This window comes from Ruegeria arenilitoris, assembly GCF_013032855.1.
GTDB classification, from domain to species: Bacteria; Pseudomonadota; Alphaproteobacteria; order Rhodobacterales; family Rhodobacteraceae; genus Ruegeria; species Ruegeria arenilitoris.
In genome coordinates, this window is sequence record NZ_WQDA01000002.1 from 110,437 (window position 1) to 131,641 (window position 21,205).

24 protein-coding genes are annotated in these 21,205 nt (G+C 63.6%); 10 read left to right on the forward strand and 14 right to left on the reverse strand.

Annotation, left to right across the window (positions count from 1 at the left end):
• The first annotated feature begins 33 nt into the window (after positions 1-33).
• Positions 34-975, forward strand: a complete 942-nt coding sequence (locus GOW72_RS06675) for a nucleoside hydrolase (RefSeq protein ID WP_170366174.1) — start codon at positions 34-36, stop codon at positions 973-975.
• A complete protein-coding gene (locus tag GOW72_RS06680) occupies positions 972-1,421 on the forward strand; it encodes a GNAT family N-acetyltransferase (protein ID WP_170358922.1) in 450 nt (149 codons plus the stop codon). Before GOW72_RS06675 ends, GOW72_RS06680 begins: the two co-directional genes overlap by 4 nt.
• On the opposite strand, the gene GOW72_RS06685 is transcribed toward GOW72_RS06680, so the two are convergent.
• The 7 genes from GOW72_RS06685 to GOW72_RS06715 all read right to left on the reverse strand — a co-directional run bounded on the left by GOW72_RS06685 (position 1,418) and on the right by GOW72_RS06715 (position 7,462).
• Positions 1,418-1,588, reverse strand: a complete 171-nt coding sequence (locus GOW72_RS06685; RefSeq protein WP_170338259.1) for a hypothetical protein — start codon at positions 1,586-1,588, stop codon at positions 1,418-1,420. The genes GOW72_RS06680 and GOW72_RS06685 overlap by 4 nt on opposite strands.
• A gap of 134 nt (positions 1,589-1,722) precedes the next feature.
• A complete protein-coding gene (locus tag GOW72_RS06690; protein WP_170366176.1) occupies positions 1,723-2,265 on the reverse strand; it encodes a GNAT family N-acetyltransferase in 543 nt (180 codons plus the stop codon).
• A gap of 46 nt (positions 2,266-2,311) precedes the next feature.
• Complete coding sequence (eno, locus tag GOW72_RS06695; protein WP_170366178.1) at positions 2,312-3,589, reverse strand: phosphopyruvate hydratase; 1,278 nt, start codon at positions 3,587-3,589, stop codon at positions 2,312-2,314.
• Positions 3,590-3,724: 135 nt separating this feature from the next.
• A complete protein-coding gene (locus GOW72_RS06700; RefSeq protein WP_170366180.1) occupies positions 3,725-4,609 on the reverse strand; it encodes a DMT family transporter in 885 nt (294 codons plus the stop codon).
• 148 nt (positions 4,610-4,757) lie between these two features.
• Positions 4,758-5,171, reverse strand: coding sequence for a Fur family transcriptional regulator (locus GOW72_RS06705; protein ID WP_170366182.1), 414 nt, complete (start codon positions 5,169-5,171; stop codon positions 4,758-4,760).
• 81 nt (positions 5,172-5,252) lie between these two features.
• A complete protein-coding gene (locus GOW72_RS06710; RefSeq protein ID WP_170366184.1) occupies positions 5,253-5,957 on the reverse strand; it encodes an endonuclease/exonuclease/phosphatase family protein in 705 nt (234 codons plus the stop codon).
• Positions 5,958-6,043: 86 nt separating this feature from the next.
• Positions 6,044-7,462: a protein adenylyltransferase SelO gene (locus tag GOW72_RS06715; RefSeq protein WP_170366186.1), complete on the reverse strand. Its 1,419-nt coding sequence runs from the start codon at positions 7,460-7,462 to the stop codon at positions 6,044-6,046.
• Positions 7,463-7,528: 66 nt separating this feature from the next.
• Between GOW72_RS06715 and GOW72_RS06720 the strand changes: the two genes are divergently transcribed.
• Together GOW72_RS06720 and GOW72_RS06725 are read left to right on the forward strand one after the other, a co-directional pair.
• A complete protein-coding gene (locus tag GOW72_RS06720) occupies positions 7,529-7,948 on the forward strand; it encodes a cupin domain-containing protein (protein ID WP_170366187.1) in 420 nt (139 codons plus the stop codon).
• A 69-nt stretch (positions 7,949-8,017) separates the two neighbouring features.
• Positions 8,018-9,580, forward strand: a complete 1,563-nt coding sequence (locus GOW72_RS06725) for a phospholipase D family protein (RefSeq protein WP_244952353.1) — start codon at positions 8,018-8,020, stop codon at positions 9,578-9,580.
• Positions 9,581-9,592: 12 nt separating this feature from the next.
• On the opposite strand, the gene GOW72_RS06730 is transcribed toward GOW72_RS06725, so the two are convergent.
• The 3 genes from GOW72_RS06730 to GOW72_RS06740 all read right to left on the reverse strand — a co-directional run bounded on the left by GOW72_RS06730 (position 9,593) and on the right by GOW72_RS06740 (position 11,785).
• The gene (locus GOW72_RS06730) at positions 9,593-10,045 is read right to left on the reverse strand and encodes a TspO/MBR family protein (RefSeq protein WP_170366189.1); all 453 of its coding nucleotides are present in this window, start codon (positions 10,043-10,045) and stop codon (positions 9,593-9,595) included.
• A 29-nt stretch (positions 10,046-10,074) separates the two neighbouring features.
• Entirely contained in the window at positions 10,075-10,587 is a 513-nt protein-coding gene (locus GOW72_RS06735; protein ID WP_170366191.1) for an aggregation factor core, read from the reverse strand.
• A 76-nt stretch (positions 10,588-10,663) separates the two neighbouring features.
• Positions 10,664-11,785 carry an anhydro-N-acetylmuramic acid kinase gene (locus GOW72_RS06740; protein WP_170366193.1) on the reverse strand — a complete coding sequence of 374 codons (1,122 nt, stop codon included), beginning with the start codon at positions 11,783-11,785 and terminating at the stop codon, positions 10,664-10,666.
• Positions 11,786-11,848: 63 nt separating this feature from the next.
• On the opposite strand from GOW72_RS06740, the gene tyrS reads away from it, so the two are divergent.
• The gene (gene tyrS / locus GOW72_RS06745) at positions 11,849-13,099 is read left to right on the forward strand and encodes a tyrosine--tRNA ligase (protein WP_170366196.1); all 1,251 of its coding nucleotides are present in this window, start codon (positions 11,849-11,851) and stop codon (positions 13,097-13,099) included.
• A gap of 47 nt (positions 13,100-13,146) precedes the next feature.
• Here tyrS and GOW72_RS06750 read toward each other — a convergent pair whose 3' ends face one another.
• Positions 13,147-13,848 carry a GntR family transcriptional regulator gene (locus GOW72_RS06750; protein ID WP_170366198.1) on the reverse strand — a complete coding sequence of 234 codons (702 nt, stop codon included), beginning with the start codon at positions 13,846-13,848 and terminating at the stop codon, positions 13,147-13,149.
• Positions 13,849-13,960: 112 nt separating this feature from the next.
• On the opposite strand from GOW72_RS06750, the gene GOW72_RS06755 reads away from it, so the two are divergent.
• Together GOW72_RS06755 and GOW72_RS06760 are read left to right on the forward strand one after the other, a co-directional pair.
• Positions 13,961-14,911 carry a GlxA family transcriptional regulator gene (locus GOW72_RS06755; protein WP_170338740.1) on the forward strand — a complete coding sequence of 317 codons (951 nt, stop codon included), beginning with the start codon at positions 13,961-13,963 and terminating at the stop codon, positions 14,909-14,911.
• 76 nt (positions 14,912-14,987) lie between these two features.
• On the forward strand, positions 14,988-15,743 hold the full coding sequence (locus tag GOW72_RS06760) for a 3-hydroxyacyl-CoA dehydrogenase (protein ID WP_170366200.1): 756 nt from the start codon (positions 14,988-14,990) through the stop codon (positions 15,741-15,743).
• 111 nt (positions 15,744-15,854) lie between these two features.
• On the opposite strand, the gene GOW72_RS06765 is transcribed toward GOW72_RS06760, so the two are convergent.
• From GOW72_RS06765 to GOW72_RS06775, 3 genes are all read right to left on the reverse strand, one after another.
• On the reverse strand, positions 15,855-17,663 hold the full coding sequence (locus GOW72_RS06765) for an ABC-F family ATP-binding cassette domain-containing protein (RefSeq protein ID WP_244952354.1): 1,809 nt from the start codon (positions 17,661-17,663) through the stop codon (positions 15,855-15,857).
• A 69-nt stretch (positions 17,664-17,732) separates the two neighbouring features.
• Positions 17,733-18,473 (reverse strand): GNAT family N-acetyltransferase, encoded by a 741-nt coding sequence (locus GOW72_RS06770; protein ID WP_170366201.1) that lies wholly within the window; start codon positions 18,471-18,473, stop codon positions 17,733-17,735.
• Positions 18,474-18,571: 98 nt separating this feature from the next.
• Entirely contained in the window at positions 18,572-19,045 is a 474-nt protein-coding gene (locus tag GOW72_RS06775; protein WP_093962985.1) for an outer membrane protein assembly factor BamE, read from the reverse strand.
• A gap of 83 nt (positions 19,046-19,128) precedes the next feature.
• On the opposite strand from GOW72_RS06775, the gene GOW72_RS06780 reads away from it, so the two are divergent.
• The 3 genes from GOW72_RS06780 (at position 19,129) to plsX (ending at position 21,187) form a co-directional block, all read left to right on the forward strand.
• Positions 19,129-19,665, forward strand: coding sequence for a YceD family protein (locus tag GOW72_RS06780; protein ID WP_170366203.1), 537 nt, complete (start codon positions 19,129-19,131; stop codon positions 19,663-19,665).
• A 205-nt stretch (positions 19,666-19,870) separates the two neighbouring features.
• Positions 19,871-20,077 carry a 50S ribosomal protein L32 gene (rpmF, locus tag GOW72_RS06785; RefSeq protein ID WP_093962313.1) on the forward strand — a complete coding sequence of 69 codons (207 nt, stop codon included), beginning with the start codon at positions 19,871-19,873 and terminating at the stop codon, positions 20,075-20,077.
• A gap of 24 nt (positions 20,078-20,101) precedes the next feature.
• Positions 20,102-21,187: a phosphate acyltransferase PlsX gene (gene plsX, locus GOW72_RS06790; protein WP_170366205.1), complete on the forward strand. Its 1,086-nt coding sequence runs from the start codon at positions 20,102-20,104 to the stop codon at positions 21,185-21,187.
• Positions 21,188-21,205 lie beyond the last annotated feature (18 nt).

Here is a 21,205-nt window from a genome sequence, read left to right on the forward strand (position 1 = left end):
ACAGTCTCCGCCCTTCAAGACCCCGGAGGCCCCATGACCGCGCGCAAGATCATCATCGACACCGACCCCGGACAGGACGACGCCGTCGCCATCCTGCTGGCGCTGGCCAGCCCAGACGAGATCGAGGTTCTGGGCATCACCGCCGTCGCCGGCAACGTGCCGCTGGAGCTGACCGCAAAGAATGCGCGCATCGTCTGCGAACTGGCCGGGCGCACCGACATTCCGGTCTTTGCCGGGTGCGACCGCCCTTTGAAACGTCCTCTGATCACCGCCGAGCACGTGCATGGCAAAACCGGGCTGGACGGCCCCGTCCTGCCTGACCCGCAGATACCGTTGGCCGAGGGGCATGGCGTCGATTTCATCATCGACACGCTGCGCGCACAGGATTCCGGCACCGTCACCCTCTGCCCGCTGGGGCCGCTGACAAACATCGCCACGGCTTTTCAGAAGGCGCCCGACATTGTTGAGCGCGTGCAGGAAATCGTGCTGATGGGTGGCGCTTACTTCGAAGTCGGAAACATCACACCCACCGCCGAATTCAACATTCATGTCGACCCCGAGGCCGCTGATATCGTGTTCAAATCCGGCGTTCCGATCGTGGTGATGCCGCTGGACGTGACGCACAAGGCGCTGGTTACCAAACCGCGCAACGACGCCTTCCGCGCCCTTGGCACCAAGGTTGGAATCGCAGTGGCCGAGATGACCGATTTCTTCGAACGTTTCGACAAGGAAAAATACGGAAGCGAGGGCGCGCCCCTGCACGATCCCTGCGTGACCGCCTATCTGATCCGCCCCGAGCTGTTCTCGGGCCGCCATGTGAACGTCGAGATCGAAACCCAGTCGGACCTCACGCTCGGCATGACCGTCGCCGACTGGTGGGGCGTCACCGACCGCAAGCCCAACGCGCTGTTCATCGGCGACGTGGACGCCGACGGGTTCTTTGCCTTGCTGACCGAACGGCTGGCGCGGCTATGAGTGCCGCTCTGCGCCTTGCCCGTCCCGAGGACCTTGATCGCCTGATGGGCCTGGTCGCCGCCTTTCACGCTGAGGCCGGGATCGAACAGGACCCCGACCAAAGGCGCGATGCGCTGACGCCGCTGCTGGAAGGCATCCCGCATGGCTGTATTTATCTGATCGGCCCGTCGCGCGCACCGTTGGGCTACATCATCCTGACCTTCGGTTGGTCGGTCGAGTTCGGGGGGATGGACGGGTTCGTCGATGAAATCTACATCCGGCCCGCCATTCGCGGCCGCGGAATCGCCACCGAGGTTCTATTGGACTTGCCCAAAGCGCTGGCGGGTGCCGGCCTGACGGCCCTGCATCTGGAAGTGGATCGAACCAACGAAGCCGCGCAGAAACTCTACCTTAGGACCGGTTTCAAACCGCGCGACCGTTACATGTTGATGAGCAAAAAGCTCTAGCGTGACTCGCCGCGGAAGATCAGCCCGGGATTGTAGTACATCTCTTGCACCGGATCGTTCTGCGACACCGGCTCGCCGGTGATCGGGTAGGTGTCAGGCCCTGCGCAGGCCGCCAGAACCCCGACGGAAAGCACGGAAATAACGAGAAGGATTCTTGAAGCGGACATCACGTTCTCCTTTTCTGCTGTACCGTCAAGCTACGCCCGACAACCTCGCACTTGTAGGAACAAGTTCACACATAATCACATTTATGTTTGCATTTTTTCTCCCTGCCTGCCCCAAACTCGGGCGTAAAGGGAGATTACCCTGCAATTCCATCGGGTTCGGCAGAGTCGTCCGCCAGTGACATTTCGAAGAACAACAGCTGGCCTTGGGCGATCTTGGGTATATCCGAATAGGCATCGCGCAGCTTGAACCCCAGCGACAGATACAGCCGAGTCGCCGCTTCCAGCGGTTTTCCGGTGTCCATCCGGATCATCTCAAACCCGTCCTTGCGGCACTGGGCAATCAGCGCCTGCATGATCGCACACCCCGCGCCAGTGCCCCGAGCGTCATCGGTCACGAACACGCGCTTGATCTCGGCGATACCCGGACCGATCGTCTGGAACATCCCGCAGCCCACCGCCTGCCCGTCCAGCATCGCCAGCCGGGTCCCGCCCTTGGGTGGCATATGCTCGACTTCGATGGCGGACAGAACAGCCGCATATTTCTCGGGTGGATAGAACGTGTTCACGACCTGCCGCGATCGTTCATCCAACGTCAGCAGATAGGCGTGATAATCCCAACACAAACGCCGGACAGCATCGAACTGGTCCGGCGCTCTTGGTTCAACGATACTAAGCATGACGGACCCCCGGCCAATGTCGGGGGTCAGCCTAGCAGCTTGAGCGTTACTTGCGAAGGATCGAACGCCCCGCGTATTCCGCGACCTCGCCCAGCGTTTCCTCGATGCGGATCAGCTGGTTGTACTTGGCCAGCCGGTCCGACCGCGCTAGCGAGCCGGTCTTGATCTGACCGCAGTTGGTCGCCACGGCCAGATCGGCGATGGTAGCGTCCTCGGTCTCGCCCGAGCGGTGCGACATCACGTTGGTATAGCGGGCGCGGTGCGCCATATCCACGGCACGCAGGGTCTCGGTCAGCGAACCGATCTGGTTCACCTTGACCAGCATCGAGTTGGCGCAGCCCTTCTCGATCCCTTCGGCCAGACGCGCGGGGTTGGTCACGAACAGGTCGTCACCTACCAGCTGCACCTTGCCGTCCAGCTCGTCGGTCAGCGCCTTCCAGCCGTCCCAGTCATCCTCGGACATGCCATCCTCGATCGAGATGATCGGATAGTCGTTCACCAGGGCTGCCAGATAGGCCACGTTCTCGTCGCTGCTGAGGGTCTTGCCCTCGCCCGACAGGACGTATTTGCCGTCCTTGTAATACTCGGTGGCGGCGCAATCGAGCGCCAGGTAGATCTCGTCACCCGGCTTGTAGCCCGCCTTCTCGATCGACTTGAGGATGAAATCCAGTGCCTCGCGGGTCGAGGCGATGTTGGGGGCAAACCCGCCCTCGTCGCCGACACCGGTGGCCAGCCCGGCGGCCGATAGTTCCTTTTTCAGAGTGTGGAACACTTCCGAACCCATGCGCACCGCTTCGCGGATGTTGCTGGCGGCCACGGGCATGATCATGAATTCCTGGATGTCGATCGGGTTGTCGGCATGTTCGCCGCCATTGATGATGTTCATCATCGGCACCGGCAGAACCCGCGCCGAGGTGCCCCCCACGTAGCGATAGAGCGGCTGGGTGGTGAAATCCGCCGCCGCCTTGGCCACGGCCAGCGACACGCCCAGAATGGCGTTGGCGCCCAGGCGGCCCTTGTTCGGGGTGCCGTCCAGCTCGATCATGGCGGCGTCGATCGCCACCTGCTCGGTCGCGTCAAAGCCCACCAGCTCTTCGGCGATCTCGCCGTTCACGGCGGCCACGGCTTCGAGCACGCCCTTGCCCATGTAACGGGACTTGTCGCCATCGCGCTTTTCCACCGCCTCATAGGCGCCGGTCGATGCGCCCGAAGGCACGGCGGCCCGGCCCATGGTGCCGTCTTCCAGAACCACGTCCACCTCGACGGTGGGGTTGCCCCGGCTGTCCAGGATTTCGCGTGCGTGGATGTCGATGATGGTGCTCATGATACCGGTCCCTGAAAATGCGTTCGGTTGCATGCCTCATACCAGCACGCGGGGAAAAGTAAACCGGGTCCGTTATCGCTAACACGCATATTTTCCGGCCTTTAGCGCCAACAGCGGCGTGTTTGCGCCAACAGGTCAGCAGACCGCCGGAGCCATGGCCCGCGCAATGCGCCGTTCGCGGATGAACGTGTACATGCCCGACCCGATGATCAGCGACGCGCCGATCATGGTCATCAGGTCCGGCCGCTCGCCGAACATCCACATCCCTGCCAGGATCGAGAACAGCAAACGCGTATAGCGGAACGGGGTCAGGGCCGAGGCCTCGCCCACGCGCATTGCGGTCACGATCCCCAGATAGCCTAGAACACCGAATCCAACGGCACCGAGATAGGGTCCGATCTGCCCCATCTGCAGCGGCGCCAGAGGCTGCGCCGAGGTCAGCATCAGCACGCCGCCGGCAATCGCGACTGCCGCATAGGCCTGCAGCGCCACCACGGCCGAGGCCACGCGCGCGTCCAGCCGGCGGGTGATCAGGTCCCGCGCGGCAATGGCGATGACGCTGGCCACCACGAACAGAGCCTCGGGCCGAAACCCGTCCAGACCGGGGCGGATGATCATCAGAACGCCGATAAACCCGACACCGATTGCGCTCCAACGGCGCCAGCCGACCTGTTCGCGCAGGAAGAGTGCGGCCCCCATCGTGACCACCAGCGGCATCGCCTGGAACACGGCCGCAACGGTCGACAGGTCGACCAGGAACAAGGCGGTGACAAAGCTCAGCGCCCCGACCGCCTCGGTGCACGCGCGGATCACGAACAGCGGTTGCCAGGCGGCCGAGTCAAAGATCGGTTTGCGTGTCACGATGGCCATGGCGGCAAAGACTAGCGCGCAGAACAGCCCCAACACGATCATGACCTGACCGGTCGGCACGGTGACCGACAAATGCTTGATGAACATGTCCTCAAGCGTGAAGGCGGCCATAGCGCCGATGACCAGCAGGATGCCGTTCGCGTTGTTCATGTCATTGCCTATTGAATTCGGACGGCTTAATTGCCGCGTCGCAACGCAGAAGACCCGGATCGCGCGCCCGTGGCAAGCGCGAAGAGGGCTTGGAATCATGAATAGATTTTAGATGACCAATCGCTTTTGGTGATGTGTCCCGGCCGGATCAGTCCTTGTCCAGCGGAACTCCGTACAACTCCAGCCGATGACCTTTCAGGCGATAGCCCAGCTTCGAGGCGATCTTTTCCTGCAGGGCTTCGATCTCGGGGTCCACGAATTCAATCACCTCGCCCGAGTTCATGTCGATCAGGTGATCGTGGTGGTCGCGCTCGGCGTCCTCATAGCGCGCACGCCCGTCGCCGAATTCCAGCCGTTCGAGAATGCCGGCCTCTTCGAAAAGTTTGACGGTGCGATAGACGGTTGCGATCGAAATGCCCGCATCCAGCGCCGAGGCGCGTGCGTACAGTTCCTCGACATCGGGATGATCATCACTGTCCTGCAGTACGTGCGCGATGGTTCGACGCTGGCCGGTCATGCGCAGGCCTTTAGCTTCGCAACGCGCGATGATCGTGTCCGCCATGTCATCCCCCAGAATCCGTTCGGGTTTCTGTCTTAGTACGTCCGCGCAGATTTCGCCACTGTGATTTGCGCCCGCTGCGCCTTAGCCCGCCAGCCGCAGATCGGCCCAGACCGGCAGGTGGTCCGAGGCGATATGCGCGGGCCGTTCCCCGTGCACGCCGTGGGCCAGCGCCTCGAGCCCACCGCCCAGCGCGATCCGGTCCAGCGCGCCCAGAGGCTGCGCGGCGGGAAAGCTGGGCACAGGCGGCAGGAACCGCATGTCGGGAGCCAGACGGTCAAGAATCGGTTGGCGTGACCATTCGTTGAAATCCCCTGCCCAGACGGTGGGCATCCGGTCCAGCGCGCGGCCGTCCTGCCGCAGGTGGATGATCTGCTGACGGCGCCACGCCGAGAACAGCCCCAGATGCATCCCCATCACCCGCAAAGGCCCGATATGGGTGTCGAACTCGACCCGGACCGCCCCGCGCGGCTCCAGCCCCGGCAGATCGTGATGCGCGGCGCAGCGCACCCGGATGTGGTCTCCCCGCCAGATCACCGCGTTGCCATGCCAGCCCAGACTGCCCGCACCGCCCAGATCGACGATCTTCCACCCGGCCTCGTCCAGCATGAAATGCGGCAGCGCCGCCGGGCGCGGCGGCAGGCGTTTGTCGGCCTCTTGAAGCACTACGATATCGGCGCCCAGCCGGTCCAGCACCTGCACGATGCGCTGCGGCTGGCGTCGCAGGTCCAGTCCGACGCATTTCTGGATGTTGTAGCTGGCAAGGCGCAGCTTGGGCAAAGTGGTCATCGGTTTTCTACGGTTGTACCCCGTCAGGATTCGCAGGATCGCGCCCGGACGCAAGCCGATAGTTCAGCACAGATGCCGAAACCCGCTCAGGTGCCGCAAAAGGTGGCATGCACCACCTCGTCCTGCGTGGGCGGGCGCCTCAGGTCGGCGGCGTCGGGCTGGTCGTCATAAGGCCGGGCCAGCACTGCGTTCAGCCGGTGGAACGGGGCATAGTCGCCCTGAACGGCGGCCTGGATCATCTGTTCGACCCGGTGGTTGCGCGGGATGAAGGCCGGGTTGGCCGCGTGCATCACCGCGGCCGGGTCCGCCTCGCGCGTCAGTCGCGCGCGCCACCCCTCGGCCCAGCCGTCAAAAGCCGCCGGATCGGTGAACTGGTCCCGCGCCGCATCGCTGCCCAGCGCGCGGAAGGTGTTGGTGAAATCGGCCTGGTTCTGCGCCATCCGCGTCAGCAGGTCCGAGATCAGCGCAAGGTCGCCGTCCTCCTCGGTGGTCAGGCCGATCTTGGCCCGGAATCGGCGCAGCCAGTGCTGCTGCATCAATTCGGGCATGGCATGGACGATCTCGGTCGCCTCTTCCACGGCGGCCTGCTTGTCCTCGATCTGCTGGATCAGCGCCGTCGCCAGCTGCGCCAGGTTCCACACCGCGATTTCGGGCTGGTTGGAATAGGCATAGCGCCCCATCCGGTCGATCGAACTGTAGACGGTGTTGGGGTGATAGCTGTCCATGAAGGCGCAGGGGCCATAGTCGATGGTTTCGCCCGAGATGGCGCAGTTGTCGGTGTTCATCACCCCGTGGATGAAGCCCACCGCCATCCATTGCGCGATCAGCGCGGCCTGCGCGTCACGCACGGCGCGCAACAGGCCCATCGGCCCGATGGCGTCCGGATAGTGGCGTTCAATGGCATAATCGGTCAGCCGCCGCAGGTCGGCGATCTGGCCGCGTGCGGCGAACACCTGGAACGTGCCCACCCGCAGATGGCTTTGCGCCACGCGGGTCAGTACCGCTCCGGGCATCGGGCCCTCGCGCAGCACGACCTCACCGGTTTCCACTGCCGCCAAGGCGCGCGTGGTGGGAATGCCCAGCGCATGCATCGCCTCGGACACGACATATTCGCGCAGAACCGGCCCCAGCCAGGCCCGCCCGTCCCCCTGCCGTGAGAACGGCGTGCGCCCCGAGCCCTTGAGCTGAATGTCGCGGCGGATCCCGTCCGCGCCCACCACCTCGCCCAGCAGCACCGCGCGCCCGTCTCCCAGCTGCGGGTTGTAGTTGCCGAACTGATGACCGGAATACAGCTGCGCCAGCGGCTCGGCCCCGTTCGGCAGAGCGTTGCCCGCAAACACCTGGGCCATGTCCTGCGCGTCACCGGGCGAGATGCCCAGCACCTGCGCCAGATCGTCATTGAAAGCCACCAGCCGCGGCGCGCGCACGGGCTCGGGCGACTGGAGCGCATAAAAGGCGCCGGGCAGCCGGGCATAGGAATTGTCGAAGGGGATCGTCAGGGTCATGGCGCAAACATATGATCTGTGCGCAGTATTGCCAGCACCAAATCCCATCGCCGTGAAAGGCCCATCATGACCGCCGACCAGATCATCGACCACCTGCAACTGCAGCCCCACCCCGAAGGCGGCTGGTATGCCGAGACATGGCGCGCGGGCAACAGCGGCCGCCCCACCGCGACCTGCATCTATTTCCTGCTGAAACAGGGCGAGGTCAGCCACTGGCACCGGGTTGATGCGACCGAGATCTGGCTGTTTCACGCCGGCGCACCGCTGATCCTGTCGATCAGCGAAACCGACACCGGACCGGCAACCGACCACATGCTGTCCCCCGATCTGAGCGAGGGCGCGCCGCAGGTCATCGTACCTGCCGGGCATTGGCAGGCCGCCCGCAGCACCGGAGACTGCACGCTGGTCAGCTGTGTCGTCTCGCCGGGGTTTCAGTTCGACGGGTTCGAATTGGCGCCGGCGGAGTTCGACATTCCCCGGGGTTAAACCTCAAGCCCCTGCCGAACCATGCTTGAACTTGCCCTGCCCGATGCGGCAAGGTTCGCGTGTGTATGATTGGGCAAAGACGAGGGCGCGATGCGGCTGATCAAGACTTTGGTGACCGTGGCTGTGATCCTCGGCCTGGGCGTGCTTGGGCTGCGGTTGGCCTTTCCGCTGCCCGAGACCAATTTCTCGGAGCGGACATACCGCCAGCCCACGGATTGGACTGGTCCGCTGGGCCAAGCCATCGAGCCGGCGATGCAGCGCAACCCCGGACTGGACGGCGTCCGCCCCCTCGGTCAGGGGCATACCGCATTTGCTGCCCGCGCCATTCTCGCGCGTGAGGCGGTCTCGTCCATAGATGCCCAATACTACATCTGGCAGGATGACGTGACCGGCCTGATGCTGCTGGACGAATTGCGTGCGGCGGCGGAACGGGGCGTGCGCGTGCGCCTTCTGGTCGATGACAACGGCATCTCGGGGCTGGACCCTCTTCTGGCTGAACTGGATGCCATGCCAACCGCCCGTGTCCGCATCTTCAACCCGTTCACGCTGCGCAATCCCAAGCTGCTGTCCTATGTGTTCGATTTCGGCCGCTTGAACCGCCGCATGCACAACAAGTCCATGACGGTGGACGGTGTGGCCACGATTGTCGGTGGCCGAAACATCGGCGACATCTATTTCGACTACGGGGCCGGGACACACTATCTGGATGTCGATACCATCGCGATCGGTCCGATCGTGGACGAGGTGGCCGAGTCGTTCGATGCCTACTGGAACAGCGGCTCGGCCTATGATGCCGCGTTGTTCCTGCCCGCTGCGACCGACCCAAGCCTGAAAGCACTGGCCGAGGCCGCGCGCCAGACCGCGGCCGGGGCCGGATACCAAAAGGCGATCCGCGACAATGAACTGGCCGACCGCATCGCCGCCCGCGATCTGCCGTTCGAATGGAGCGCGGTCGAACTTTTTGTCGATGACCCGGCAAAGGGGCTTGGAGAGGTCGAGGACGAGAACCTCATGGTCGAGCGTCTCATCGCCTTTGCCGAAAGCTCGGAGACTTCGCTCGATCTGGTCTCGGCCTATTTCATTCCCGGTCCCCGCGGGGCCGAGCTGCTCGAACGGTTGGCGTCATCCGGGGTCAAAGTCCGGGTCCTGACCAACTCACTGGATGCGACCGATGTAATGCCGGTTCATGCGGCCTACATGGCCTACCGCGACGACCTGCTGGCAAGCGGGGTTCAGTTGCTGGAGCTGCGCGCGTTGCGCGACGAGCACAAGGAACGCAGCCTGCCCGAAATTCTCGCAGGCTCTGCGTCGGGCCTGCATGCAAAGGTGTTTGGCTCGGATGGCAAACGGATCTTTATCGGCTCATACAATCTGGACCCGCGTTCGGCCCGGCTGAACACCGAGATGGGGCTGCTGATCGAGAGCCCCACGATCGCGACAGATCTGGCCCGGCAACTGGACAAGCCGGAATTTGCCTATCGCGTCGAGATGGACGATGACGGTGGGCTGGTCTGGGTTCAGCAGAACAAGGACGGGACGACCACGACCTTTGAGACCGACCCGAACACCTCGCGTTTCCAGCGCGGCCTTGCCGCCGTCGTCAGATGGCTGCCGGTCGAGTGGATGCTCTGACCACCGCTGGCGTCAGTTCAGGACCGCGATCGACAGGTTCAGAACAGTCGCAAACGCCACCCATGCCAGATAGGGCACGAACGCCCATGCCGAAACGCGGTCCACCGGGCGGACACGCGCGATGAACAGCACGATCACCACCAGCAGCGACAGGATCACTACCAATGCCAGCCACGGCTGGTGCAGCACGAAGAATGCGGGCGACCACAGGAAGTTCAGGCCCAGCTGCGCCCACCACAGGCGCATTGCGGGCGATCCCCGGTCGCGTTCGAACTGCCGCCATCCCGCCATCGCGATCAGGACGTACAGAACCGTCCAGACCGGGCCGAACACCCAGCCCGGCGGGTTGAAGACCGGTTTGTTCAGGTTTGCATACCACTCCCCCGGCCCCGTCAGAGTGCCGATCAGTATGCCGCCTCCCATTACCAGAACCAGAAATGCGATACGTGTCAGGGTCTTGGTCATGCCGGTTCCATCCGCAGGTGCACTGCCGCTCAGCAGGTCCCGACCGGTATAGCCGCGCGGGCCGCCGAGGAAAAGACGCCACGCGGCGGGCTCTGCGCGCCTTCCAGAGAGACCGTCGCGCCCTGAATCTCGGCCCCCGACACGGTGATCTCTCGTCCGCCGCCCGTGTCATCCACGTCGATCGTAAAGGCGATTTCCGCACCGGGCGGCATGGCACGGATGTCCAGATCGACCATTGACTGCCCGTCCTGAACCTGAGGCAACCCGTTCAGAAACTCGGACCCCGAAACCATTTCAAAGGGCTGAAATACTTCAACCCCTGCCCCCGCACCGGTGACATCAAAGATCAGCCCGCCCTGCGACGAGGACAAATCCAGACGCACCGTTGCAGCAGACAGGCTGCAATCGCTGGCGTTGCGAAGAACGAAGCGGTCCTTTGGCGCTCCCTCGACGAACTCAACCTGCACGTCGGCCATGGCAGGCACTGCGAGCATGAACGCGGCGGCACAACCGGCCGCATTTTTGACAAGGGAACCGATCATCTTCATCTCCGGCGTTGTTGTGGCTACTGCTACAATTACGCCCGAGCGCATTGGCAGGATCATTTTTCGCTGCGTTTCAGCGCGGTGCGCCCTGCGACACCCGGCTGACCGTCCCCCCGCCAACCAACGCCTTTACCCCGGTGGTGCCGGGGCAAGAGGTCGGCATCCCCCGCGCCACGCGCACCGCCAGATAGGCAAAGGCCTGCGCCTCGAGCATGTCGCCATCCAGACCTACGGCCTCGACCGGATCGACCGGGCAGTCCATCGCCACGCGCAGCATCTCCATCAAGACCGGGTTCCTGCGCCCGCCGCCGGTGACCAGCACCCGCGCGGGCGGTCTGGGGCAATGCTCCATCCCCTGCACCACCGCCGCCGCACTCATGCCTGTCAGGGTGGCGACGGCGTCAGCGTCGCTCAATTCCCTCACCAGGCCGATCATCTCGGCGAAATCGTTGCGGTCCAGAGATTTGGGCGGCAGACGGTTGAAATAGGGCTCGGCCAGAAACAGCTCCAGCGCTCCGGTCTCGACCGTGCCCTGCCGGGCCAGCGCGCCGTCGCGGTCCATCGGCAGACCCAGGCGCGCCTGCACCAGATCGTCGATCGGCGCATTGGCCGGGCCGGTGTCAAAGGCCAGCAGCGCACCGAGCGCCTCGGGCCCGTCAAAGGACGGGTCCACATAGGTCAGGTTGCCGACACCACCCAGATTCAGAAAGCACACGGGCGCCGTGGCCCCGACGTATTTTGCGCAGGCAAAGTGGAAGAACGGCGCTAGCGGCGCGCCCTCGCCGCCCATGGCCACGTCATCGCTGCGGAAATCCCAAACCACTGGCACACCCAGCGCGACCGCCAGCCCCTCGCCATCGCCCACCTGCAACGTGCCCTTTCCGCGCGGCTCATGCGCAAGGGTCTGGCCGTGAAAGCCGATCAGCTCCACGTCTTCGAATTCCGACAGTAGCTCGGCATGGGCGCGGGTCACCAGATCTTCGGCGGCGTGCACCTCGGGGCCACTCCATTTGCCCAACGCGGCGCGCAGCAGCTTGCGCTCGTCCTCGGTATAGGGCCGGTAGGCACTGTCGCCGAACCGCAAGATCTGCCGCCCGTCGGTTTCCACCACCGCCGCGTCGACCCCATCGAGCGAGGTGCCCGACATGGCCCCCAGTGCCCGCACTGCCCCAACTTTGCCTCGGGCCTTATTCATGGCCTTTTCCTTCCCTCGTTCGCCGCCTATAACGTGCCCCGCAATTCAACCCCGAGGCAAGACATGACGTATCACCCCAAATCGGATTTCATCGCCACGATGATCGAGCGCGGCTTTCTGGCCGATTGCACCGATTATCAGGGCCTTGACGATGCTCTGACAAGCGGGGTGCAGACAGCCTATATCGGGTATGACGCCACCGCCCAGTCCCTGCATGTCGGGCACCTTATGAACATCATGGTTCTGCGCTGGTTCCAGAAGCTGGGGCACAAGCCGATCACCCTGATGGGTGGCGGCACCACCAAGGTGGGCGATCCCTCGTTCCGCTCGGACGAACGCCCCCTGTTGGGCCCCGAGCAGATCGACGCCAACATCGCCGGCATGCAGAAGGTGTTCGACAAGTACCTGTCCTATGACGACAGCGACACCGGCGCGCTGATGCTGAACAATGCCGAATGGCTGGACGACCTGAACTATCTCGATTTCCTGCGGGACATCGGGCGGCATTTTTCGGTCAACCGGATGCTGTCCTTTGAATCGGTGAAATCGCGGCTGGACCGGGAACAATCCCTGTCGTTCCTCGAGTTCAACTACATGATCCTGCAGGCCTATGACTTTCTGGAGCTGAACCGTCGTTACAGCTGCATCCTGCAGATGGGTGGATCGGACCAGTGGGGCAACATCGTCAACGGCATCGACCTGACCCGACGCGTGCTGGATCATGAGATCTATGGCCTGACCACGCCCCTGCTGACCACCAGCGACGGGCGCAAGATGGGCAAAAGCCAGGGCGGCGCCATCTGGCTGAACGGCGACATGCTGTCGCCTTACGAGTTCTGGCAGTTCTGGCGCAACACCACCGACGCCGACGTGGGCCGCTTCCTGAAGATCTTCACCGAGCTTCCCGTGGACGAATGCGACCGCATGGGCGCGCTGCAGGGGTCCGAGATCAACGAGGCCAAGATCCGTCTGGCCAACGAAGTCACGACCCTTCTGCACGGGGCCGAGGCCGCGGCCAAGGCCGAGGCCACCGCGCGCGAGGTGTTCGAGAAGGGCGGCGTGGGCGGCGACCTGCCCACCCTGACCCTGACAGCCGAGGATCTGGGCGACGGCATCTCGGTCGTGCAGCTGATCGTGAAGTCGGGCCTGGCGAAATCGGGCAAGGAGGCCAAGCGCTTGATTTCCGAAAACGGCGCCCGTCTGGACGACGCACCGCTGACCGATGCCGGGCTGATGATCGACGCAGCGGCCCTTTCCTCGCCCATCAAGCTGAGCGCGGGCAAGAAGCGGCACGCGCTGGTGCAACTGGGCTGAACCGGCCTGACCCTGAACACAACGGCCGCCCTGGGGCGGCCGTTTTTCTATCCGCGCTCGACCGAGCCCAGCGGAAGGTCCAGACCGGCCGGCGTCACGAACAGCTCGATCTGATCGCGCGACAGCGCCCAGTGATCGGCCGCCAGCTGCCCCGCCGCCGCCTCGTCGCGCGCCTCGATCGCGGCGATGATGGCGTCATGCTGGGCGCAGGCCAGATCGAGGCTTTCGCCCATCCCGCCTTGACCCGGGCGGTAGAAGGTCATGCCGATGCGCGCATGGTCGATCAGCAGCCGCTGAAACGACGGCAGCAGGTAGACATTCGCCGCCATCTCGCCGGTGATCTCGTGGAACTGGTTGTTGGCCAGCGCGCGATCTTCGGCCGAGCTCGCCCGCAACGTTTCCCGAAACGCCGCCTGCGCCGCCTTCAACCGATCGATCTGGTCACCTGTCGCGTTCTGCGCCGCCAGCCGAAGCACCGCGCCATAGATCATCGGCGCCACCAGGAAGAAATCGCGCAGCGTGGCATAGGACATCTGCGACACCCGCGCGCCCCGGTTTTCACGCAGTTCAAGATAGCCCAGCCCGGCCAGATGCCGGAACACTTCGCGCAGTGGCGTGCGCGACAGGCCGAACGCCTCGGACAGCTGCGCCTCGTCCAGATCATCGCCAGGGCGCAGTTTCAGCGTCATCACCGCCGCCTTCAGATGCGCGGCCAGCGCCGCCTTGCGGCTTTTCGTGTCGTCTTTCATCCCCAACCTTCGCTTTGGTCGAATCGCGACACCCAGGATGTCGCCTCTGCTCTTGCCCGATAAAATGCAACTTGTACACAATCAGTCTGACCGCCCGTGATAGACTGAGCGCATGACCCGCCCGCAACATTTCTGTTTCATCCTCGTTCCCGAGTTCTCGCACCTGGCCTTCTCCTGCGCGGTCGAGCCGCTGCGGATCGCCAACTGGGTCAGCGGCGAGGAACTGTACCGCTGGTCCTTCGCCTCGGAGGACGGCGCGCAGGCGGTGTGTTCGAACGGGTCCGTGACACTGGTGCATGGCGGGTTGGCGGACCTGCCGAAATGCGACCAGATCTTTGTTTTGTCGGGCATTCACATGCGCGATCACGTCAGCCGACCCCTGCTGGCCGCGCTGCGCCGCGAACGGGCGCGCGGCACGGCCATCGGGGCGCTGTGTTCGGGTGCGTGGCTGCTGGCCGAGGCCGGGTTCCTGAACGGGATGCAGGCGGCGATCCATTGGGAATATCACGACGCCTTCATGGAGGCTTTCCCGGACGTGAATCTGGTGCGCAGCGTCTTCGTGGCCGATGAAAAGCACATGACCGCCTCGGGCGGCACCGCAACGGCCGACCTGATGCTGCACCTGATCGAGCGCGACCACGGGCAGGACCTGTCGATCGCGGTGGCCGACCAGATGGTCTACAACGCCGTGCGCAACGCGACCGCCGATCAGCGTGTGTCGCTGCAATCGCGCAACGGCATGCGCAACGCGCATCTGGCCAAGGCGATCCAGATCATGGCCGACCGCATCAACGACCCGATCTCGCCGGCGGTGATCGCCGAACAGATCGGCATCTCGACCCGCCAGCTGGAACGGTTGTTCGGCAAATACCTCAACGCCTCGCCCAAGAAATACTTCATGGAGCTGCGGCTGGACCGCGCGCGAAACCTGCTGTTGCAGACCGAATCTTCGGTCACCGACGTGGCCTTTGCCTGCGGCTTTGAAAGCCCGGGCCATTTTTCACGCGTGTACCGCGCCGCCTTCGGCGTCACCCCGATGCAGCAGCGCAGCCGGCTGGACTGAGTCACTGCCGACTGGACAGGACGTGCCATCTCGGATTATTTGAACAAACGTTCAGATCACTGGGGAGGAGCCCGCCATGCAATTGTCCACCACCGCTGCCGTCATCACCGGCGGCGCCTCGGGCCTCGGAGAGGCCACCGCCCGTTACTTTGCCGAGAACGGCGCGCAGGTCACCATCCTCGACCGCGATGCCGAGCATGGCGCGCAGGTCGCGACCGAGATCGGCGGACATTTCGCCCAGACCGACGTGACGGACGGGAACTCGGTGGCCGCGGCCATTGCGCTGGCGATGGAGAAGATGGGCAAGATCACCGCCTGCGTGAACTGTGCCGGCATCGCCTATGGCATCAAAACCGTCGGCAAGGACGGCCCGCATCCGCTGGACGCCTTTCAGCGCACCATCGACATCAACCTGGTGGGCACCTTCAACGTGTCGCGTCTGGCCGCCGCCGAGATGGCCAAGAACGCGCCCGAGTCGGATGGCGCGCGTGGCGTGATCATCAACACCGCCTCGATTGCCGCGTTTGACGGACAGAAAGGTCAGGCGGCCTATGCGGCGTCCAAGGGCGGTGTCGTGGGCATGACCCTGCCGATGGCGCGCGACCTGGCCTCGACCGGGATCCGGGTCATGACCATCGCGCCCGGCATCTTCATGACGCCGATGCTGGCCGGCCTGCCCGAAGAGGTGCAGCAGCAGTTGGCCGCCGACGTGCCCAACCCCGCCCGCCTGGGCGACCCGCGCGAATATGGCCGGCTGGCCGGATTCATCGTCGAGATGGGCTATCTGAACGGCGAAGTCATCCGCATCGACGGCGCCCTGCGGATGCGCTGACCCTCACTGACGATTTCCGGCCCGGTCGATCTTCGTCCGGGCCGGCCATTTTCGTTTCGTACAAAACGGAAGACCTCCGTCCCGGGGCCGGTACAAAACAGACGAATTGGCTCAGCCCGCCTCGGCCTTTTCTTCCAGTTCCAGCCATTCCTCCTCGGCGGCGGCCAGCTTCTCCTGCCGCTCGACAAGGGCTTCGGTCGCCTTCTGGAATTTCACCGGCTCGCGGGTGAATAGCTCGGGGTCCGACATCAGTTCCTCCAGCTTGGCGATCTCGGCTTCCAGCCGCGCGATCTCGGCGGGCAGTTTCTCGAGCCGGTGCTTTTCGGAAAAGGACAGGCCGGTTTTCGGCTTGGATTCTTGCTTGACCTTCGGCTTGTTCTCTTTTGTTTTCTCAGGCTTTTTCTCGACCAGATCGCCGCGCTGTGCGACATAGTCCGACCAGCCGCCCGCATAGACGGTCGCGCGGCCGTTGCCCTCCATCGCGATCGTGGTGGTCGCCACGCGATCCAGGAAATCCCGGTCGTGACTGACCAGCAGCACGGTGCCGTCATAGTCGTCCAGCAACTCCTGCAACAGGTCCAGCGTCTCGATATCTAGGTCGTTGGTCGGTTCGTCCAACACCAGCAGGTTCGACGGTTTCGCCATCAGCTTGGCCAGCAGCAACCGCGCTTTTTCGCCGCCCGACAAGGACTTGACGGCCGCTCTTGCCTGCCGTTCGTCGAACAGGAACTCCTTGAGGTAGCCGACCACATGCTTGGGCTGGCCGCGCACCATCACCTGATCGGCCTTGCCCGAGACGCGCATCTCGGGGTCGCCGGTCAGGCTGTCCCACAGGGTCATCTCGGGGTCCAGCTGCGCGCGGGTCTGGTCGAAAACCGCGATTTCGAGGTTGGTGCCCAGCGTCACCGCCCCCTCGTCCGGCTCCACCTCGCCCAGCAGCATCTTCAGAACGGTGGTCTTGCCCACGCCATTCGGCCCGACAAAGGCCACCCGATCGCCGCGCTGCACCAGCAGGTCTAGGTTACGCACGATAGGCTTGCCGTCGAACGCCTTGCTGATGCCGCGCGCCTCGATCACCTTGCGCCCGGATTTCGGACCGGTCTCCAAGGACATGGCCGCCGAGCCCTGACGCTTGATCTGCGCCGCGCGTTCGGCCCGCAGGGCCTGCAACGCCCGCACCCGGCCCTGGTTGCGCTTGCGGCGGGCGCTGATCCCCTCGACCGCCCAACGCGCCTCGGACTTGATCAGCCGGTCCAGCTTGTGGCGTTGCTGATCTTCCTCCTCCCAGATCTTTTCACGCCACGCCTCGAAGGCCTCGAACCCCTGCTCCTGCCGGCGCACCAAACCGCGGTCAATCCACAGTGTTGCCCGGGTCAGTGCTCGCAGGAATGCGCGGTCATGCGAGATCAGGACAAAGGCCGCTCGCGTCGCACCCAGTTCACGTTCGAGCCAACCGATGGCCTCGATGTCCAGATGGTTGGTCGGCTCGTCCAGCAGCATCAAATCGGGGGCCTCGGCCATCAGCTTGGCCAGCGCCGCGCGGCGCCGTTCCCCGCCCGAGGCAGTCTGAACCGCGCGCGAGGGGTCGAATTTCAACCCTTCCCCGGCCCGTTCCACCTTGTACAGCTCGCCGGGTTCCAGCCCGCTGGCCGCATAATCGCCCAGCGTGGCAAAGCCCTCCATCGTCGGGTCCTGCTCCATGTAACCCACGGATTTGCCGGGCGGCACCACAATGTCGCCCCGGTCCGGTTCGACCAGACCGGCCATGACCTTCATCAGGGTGGATTTGCCCGAGCCGTTCCGCCCGACCAGCGCAACGCGGTCGCCGGGCTGAACCACCAGGTCCAGATCGGAAAACACCGGCTCGCCCCCGAAGGTCAGCGAGATACCGGACATCTGCAACAAAGGAATACGTGCCATAAGCGCCAGCTAAACCGGCAGGCATTGGGCGTCAACGCCCCAACCTCACCTTTTGCCAGCAGCGCGGCTTCAGCCCGCGATCATCCGCAAGAGGCGTTTCCGCGCCGCGGGAATCGCGCCGATCTCGACGCCGGTGAAGACATGCAGCGTGTTCAGTTGGCGGTCCACCACCGCATGATCGCTGACCCAGCCACCCATCATAAGATAAGTACGCAGCAACGGCGGCATTCGCAGCATGGCCTTTCTGGCATCCGGGCGCCGCCGCAGCCGCGCGGCAAAGCGGAACACGTCCGGCGCCTTGACCCGCGGTAACCAGCGCTTGGGCGCAAGGTGGCGATGCTTGAGGATCGCGAAGGCATCCAGGTATTCCGCAGTCTCAGTTCCTGCGAAGGACGAGCATCCGAACAGCAACTGGACCCCGTTGCGGTCGACGAAGGCCGTCATCGCGCCCCAGGCCACCCTCAGGATATCGGGGTCAGTCCAATCGGGATGGATGCAGAACCGCCCCATTTCCACCATGCGCCCATCAAAGCTCTGCAAAGCGGAAAGGTCATAGAACTGGGCCGAATAACTCCGGCTGATGTCGCTGCCGCTGTCCATGACCAGCATCCGGAAACAGCAGACCAACTGGCCACCTGCCTGCGAATCCTCGACCAGAACATGGGCGCAGGTAACGTCGAATTTGTCCTGATCCGTCTCGGCTGTTCGGAATGCAAGAGTACGAAGATTCTGGGCTGCCCGCACGTCCTCGGGACACCGCGCCAGGCGCGCGCGGAAGCGGCCTTTGTCCAACAAAATATCATCGGCCATGGTCGCATCCTCCACGGTTTCTCACCGATTGCGATCTGCCTGATCCCATGCACCAATAGTGTGACCGCCGTGTGAAGCTTTCAACCGGCGGCCGGAAATTAGCTGGCCCCCGGGATGTTCGACGGGCTGAATTGGCCGATGTTGCCCAGCAGCTGCCGCAGGAAGCCTTTGTCCTGAACACTGGAGTCCGTCACACGGCGATCCAGCACGATGACATAGCCGTCTTCGAGACCGAATTTCTCGATATTGCGGACGACGCCACGCTGGTCAAAGCTGATCGCCACCAATTCGCGCGAGACGACCTCGGGGCGTTTGGGGCCATAGTGGCGAACGCGCGACGCCACATAGTAGAAACCCGAATCCTTCAACACACCTGACGAGCTGGGCGCGCCAGCCTTTTCCAGAACCGTGTCGCGGGTATCGACGCCAACCTTGATCTCGGCCAGCTCTTCCGGGGTGGGGATATAGCCGTGTTTCTTGTAGACCGGGGTACAGGCAACAGCGGTGGCCAGAACAAGCGTGCAGGCAACCGCCCTGGACGCCGGTTTCAGCCTGTTCAGTACTTTCAACATGTTCACCCTCTTGCCTTGGTCCCTTGCGGCTTCTATCCGATTACAGAAACCCATGCCCCGGTTCAACACAGGAAAGGGTCACAATGACCGACCTCTCAACATTGCGCGTCGCCGATCTGCCTCAAAACAGCCCGACCGCGTTCGAATTGCGCCCCTCTGCCCGGCAACTCGAGGAAATTCGTGATGCGTTGGGCCTGCTCGGGCTGCGCAAGCTGAGTTTTGTCGGCGAGCTGCGCGCGCAGGGTAAGCGTGATTGGGTGTTGACCGCCAAGCTGGGCGCGACCGTCATTCAGCCCTGCGTGGTGACGCTGGACCCGGTCACGACCCGGATCGAGGCCCCGGTGCGGCGCATTTTCCTGGCCAATTGGACCGAACCGGACGAACCCGAGTTCGAAATGCCCGAAGATGACGAGACCGAAGCCTTGGGCCCGGAGATCGATCTGGACCAGGTGATGCGCGAGGCACTGTCCCTTGCGTTGCCCCAATACCCCCGGAAAGACGGCGCACATCTGGGCGACGCGAACTATACCGAACCGGGCAAACAGGCGATGACCGACGAGGATGCCAAACCCTTTGCCGGGCTGGCGTCCCTGCGTGACGCGCTAAAAAAAGACGAGTGACAGGGGATCGATTTCCTGTCATAGCAGGCGCTCAGAAAAATCGCTTGAACATGTCGAGAATCGCAGTATTTTCGCGCGCTCATCGGAATTTGGGTTGGACATCGCGGGGCTTGTTCCCTAAACGCACGTCACACCACGAGAAAACGAAGAATGAAACCCGGCCTGCAGCGAATCTGCTGGCCCTTAGTAGACAAAGGTTGAGACCATGGCCGTCCAACAGAACAAAGTTTCCAAGTCGCGTCGCAACAACCGCCGCGCACACGACGCTCTGGTTGCTGCAAACCCGAACGAATGCGCGAACTGCGGCGAGCTGAAGCGCCCGCACCACGTTTGCGCAGCCTGCGGCCACTATGACGATCGTGAAGTCGTCGCTCAGGCCGACGACATCGACCTGGACGAAGACGCGGCCTAAGCCTGATTGAACGCAGGTTCTGGCATGACAGCGCAGCCCACGCAGACCGGAAAGATCATCATCTCGGTTGACGCAATGGGCGGGGATTCAGGTCCCGGCGTGGTCGTGGCTGGAATCGCGAAGTCAGCAAAGAAGAACCCCGAGGTCGGATTTCTTCTGCACGGCCCGAAAGATGTGCTGAGCAAGCTTGTATCGAAACGGCGTGTCCTCGACGGACGCGTCGTTTTTCGTGATTGCCCGGACGTGGTCACGATGCAGGACAAGCCCAGCCAGGTGGTGCGCAGCGGCAAGAACACCTCGATGTGGTCGGCGCTGGAATCGGTGCGTCAGGGCGAGGCCCATGGTGCCGTCTCCTGCGGCAATACCGGCGCGCTGATGGCGCTGTCGATGATGCGGCTGCGCAAACTGCCCGGGGTGAACCGCCCCGCCATCGCGATTCTGTGGCCATCCCGCAACCCTCAGGGCTTCAACGTCATGCTGGACGTGGGCGCGGATGTGCGGGCCGACGCCAAGGATCTGCTGCAGTTCGCGTTGATGGGCGCTTCTTATGCGCGCAACGGCATGGAACTGACCCGCCCGCGTATCGGGCTGCTGAACGTCGGCACCGAAGAGCACAAAGGCCGCGCCGAACTCAAGGAAGCCCATGCCCTGATCACCGAATTCGCGGATCAGGCAAACTTTGATTTCGTGGGCTTCGTGGAAGGCAGCGACATTCCAGGCGACAAGGCGGATGTCATTGTTACGGATGGGTTTACCGGAAACGTCGCCATCAAGACCGGAGAAGGCACGGCCAGCCTGATCGGTGACCTGCTCCGCGAGGCCTTCAAGTATTCGCCCCTATCTCGCCTGGCCTCGGTTCTGGCCATCACCTCTCTGCAGCGATTGAAGAAACGCATCGACCCGCGCCGCGTCAACGGCGGGGTCTTTCTTGGCCTGAACGGCACTGTCATCAAATCCCACGGAGGCGCCGACGCCACCGGCGTGTCTGCCGCGATCAAGCTGGCTTTCACCCTGGCCAAGTCCGGCTTTGCGGAAAAATTGGCAGCACGGGTTGCATCCACGGCTGAGCTTGAACAAGATGCAGCGCAATCTGCGCTGCAGACCAAATAAGAACAAAGAAGGCAGTAC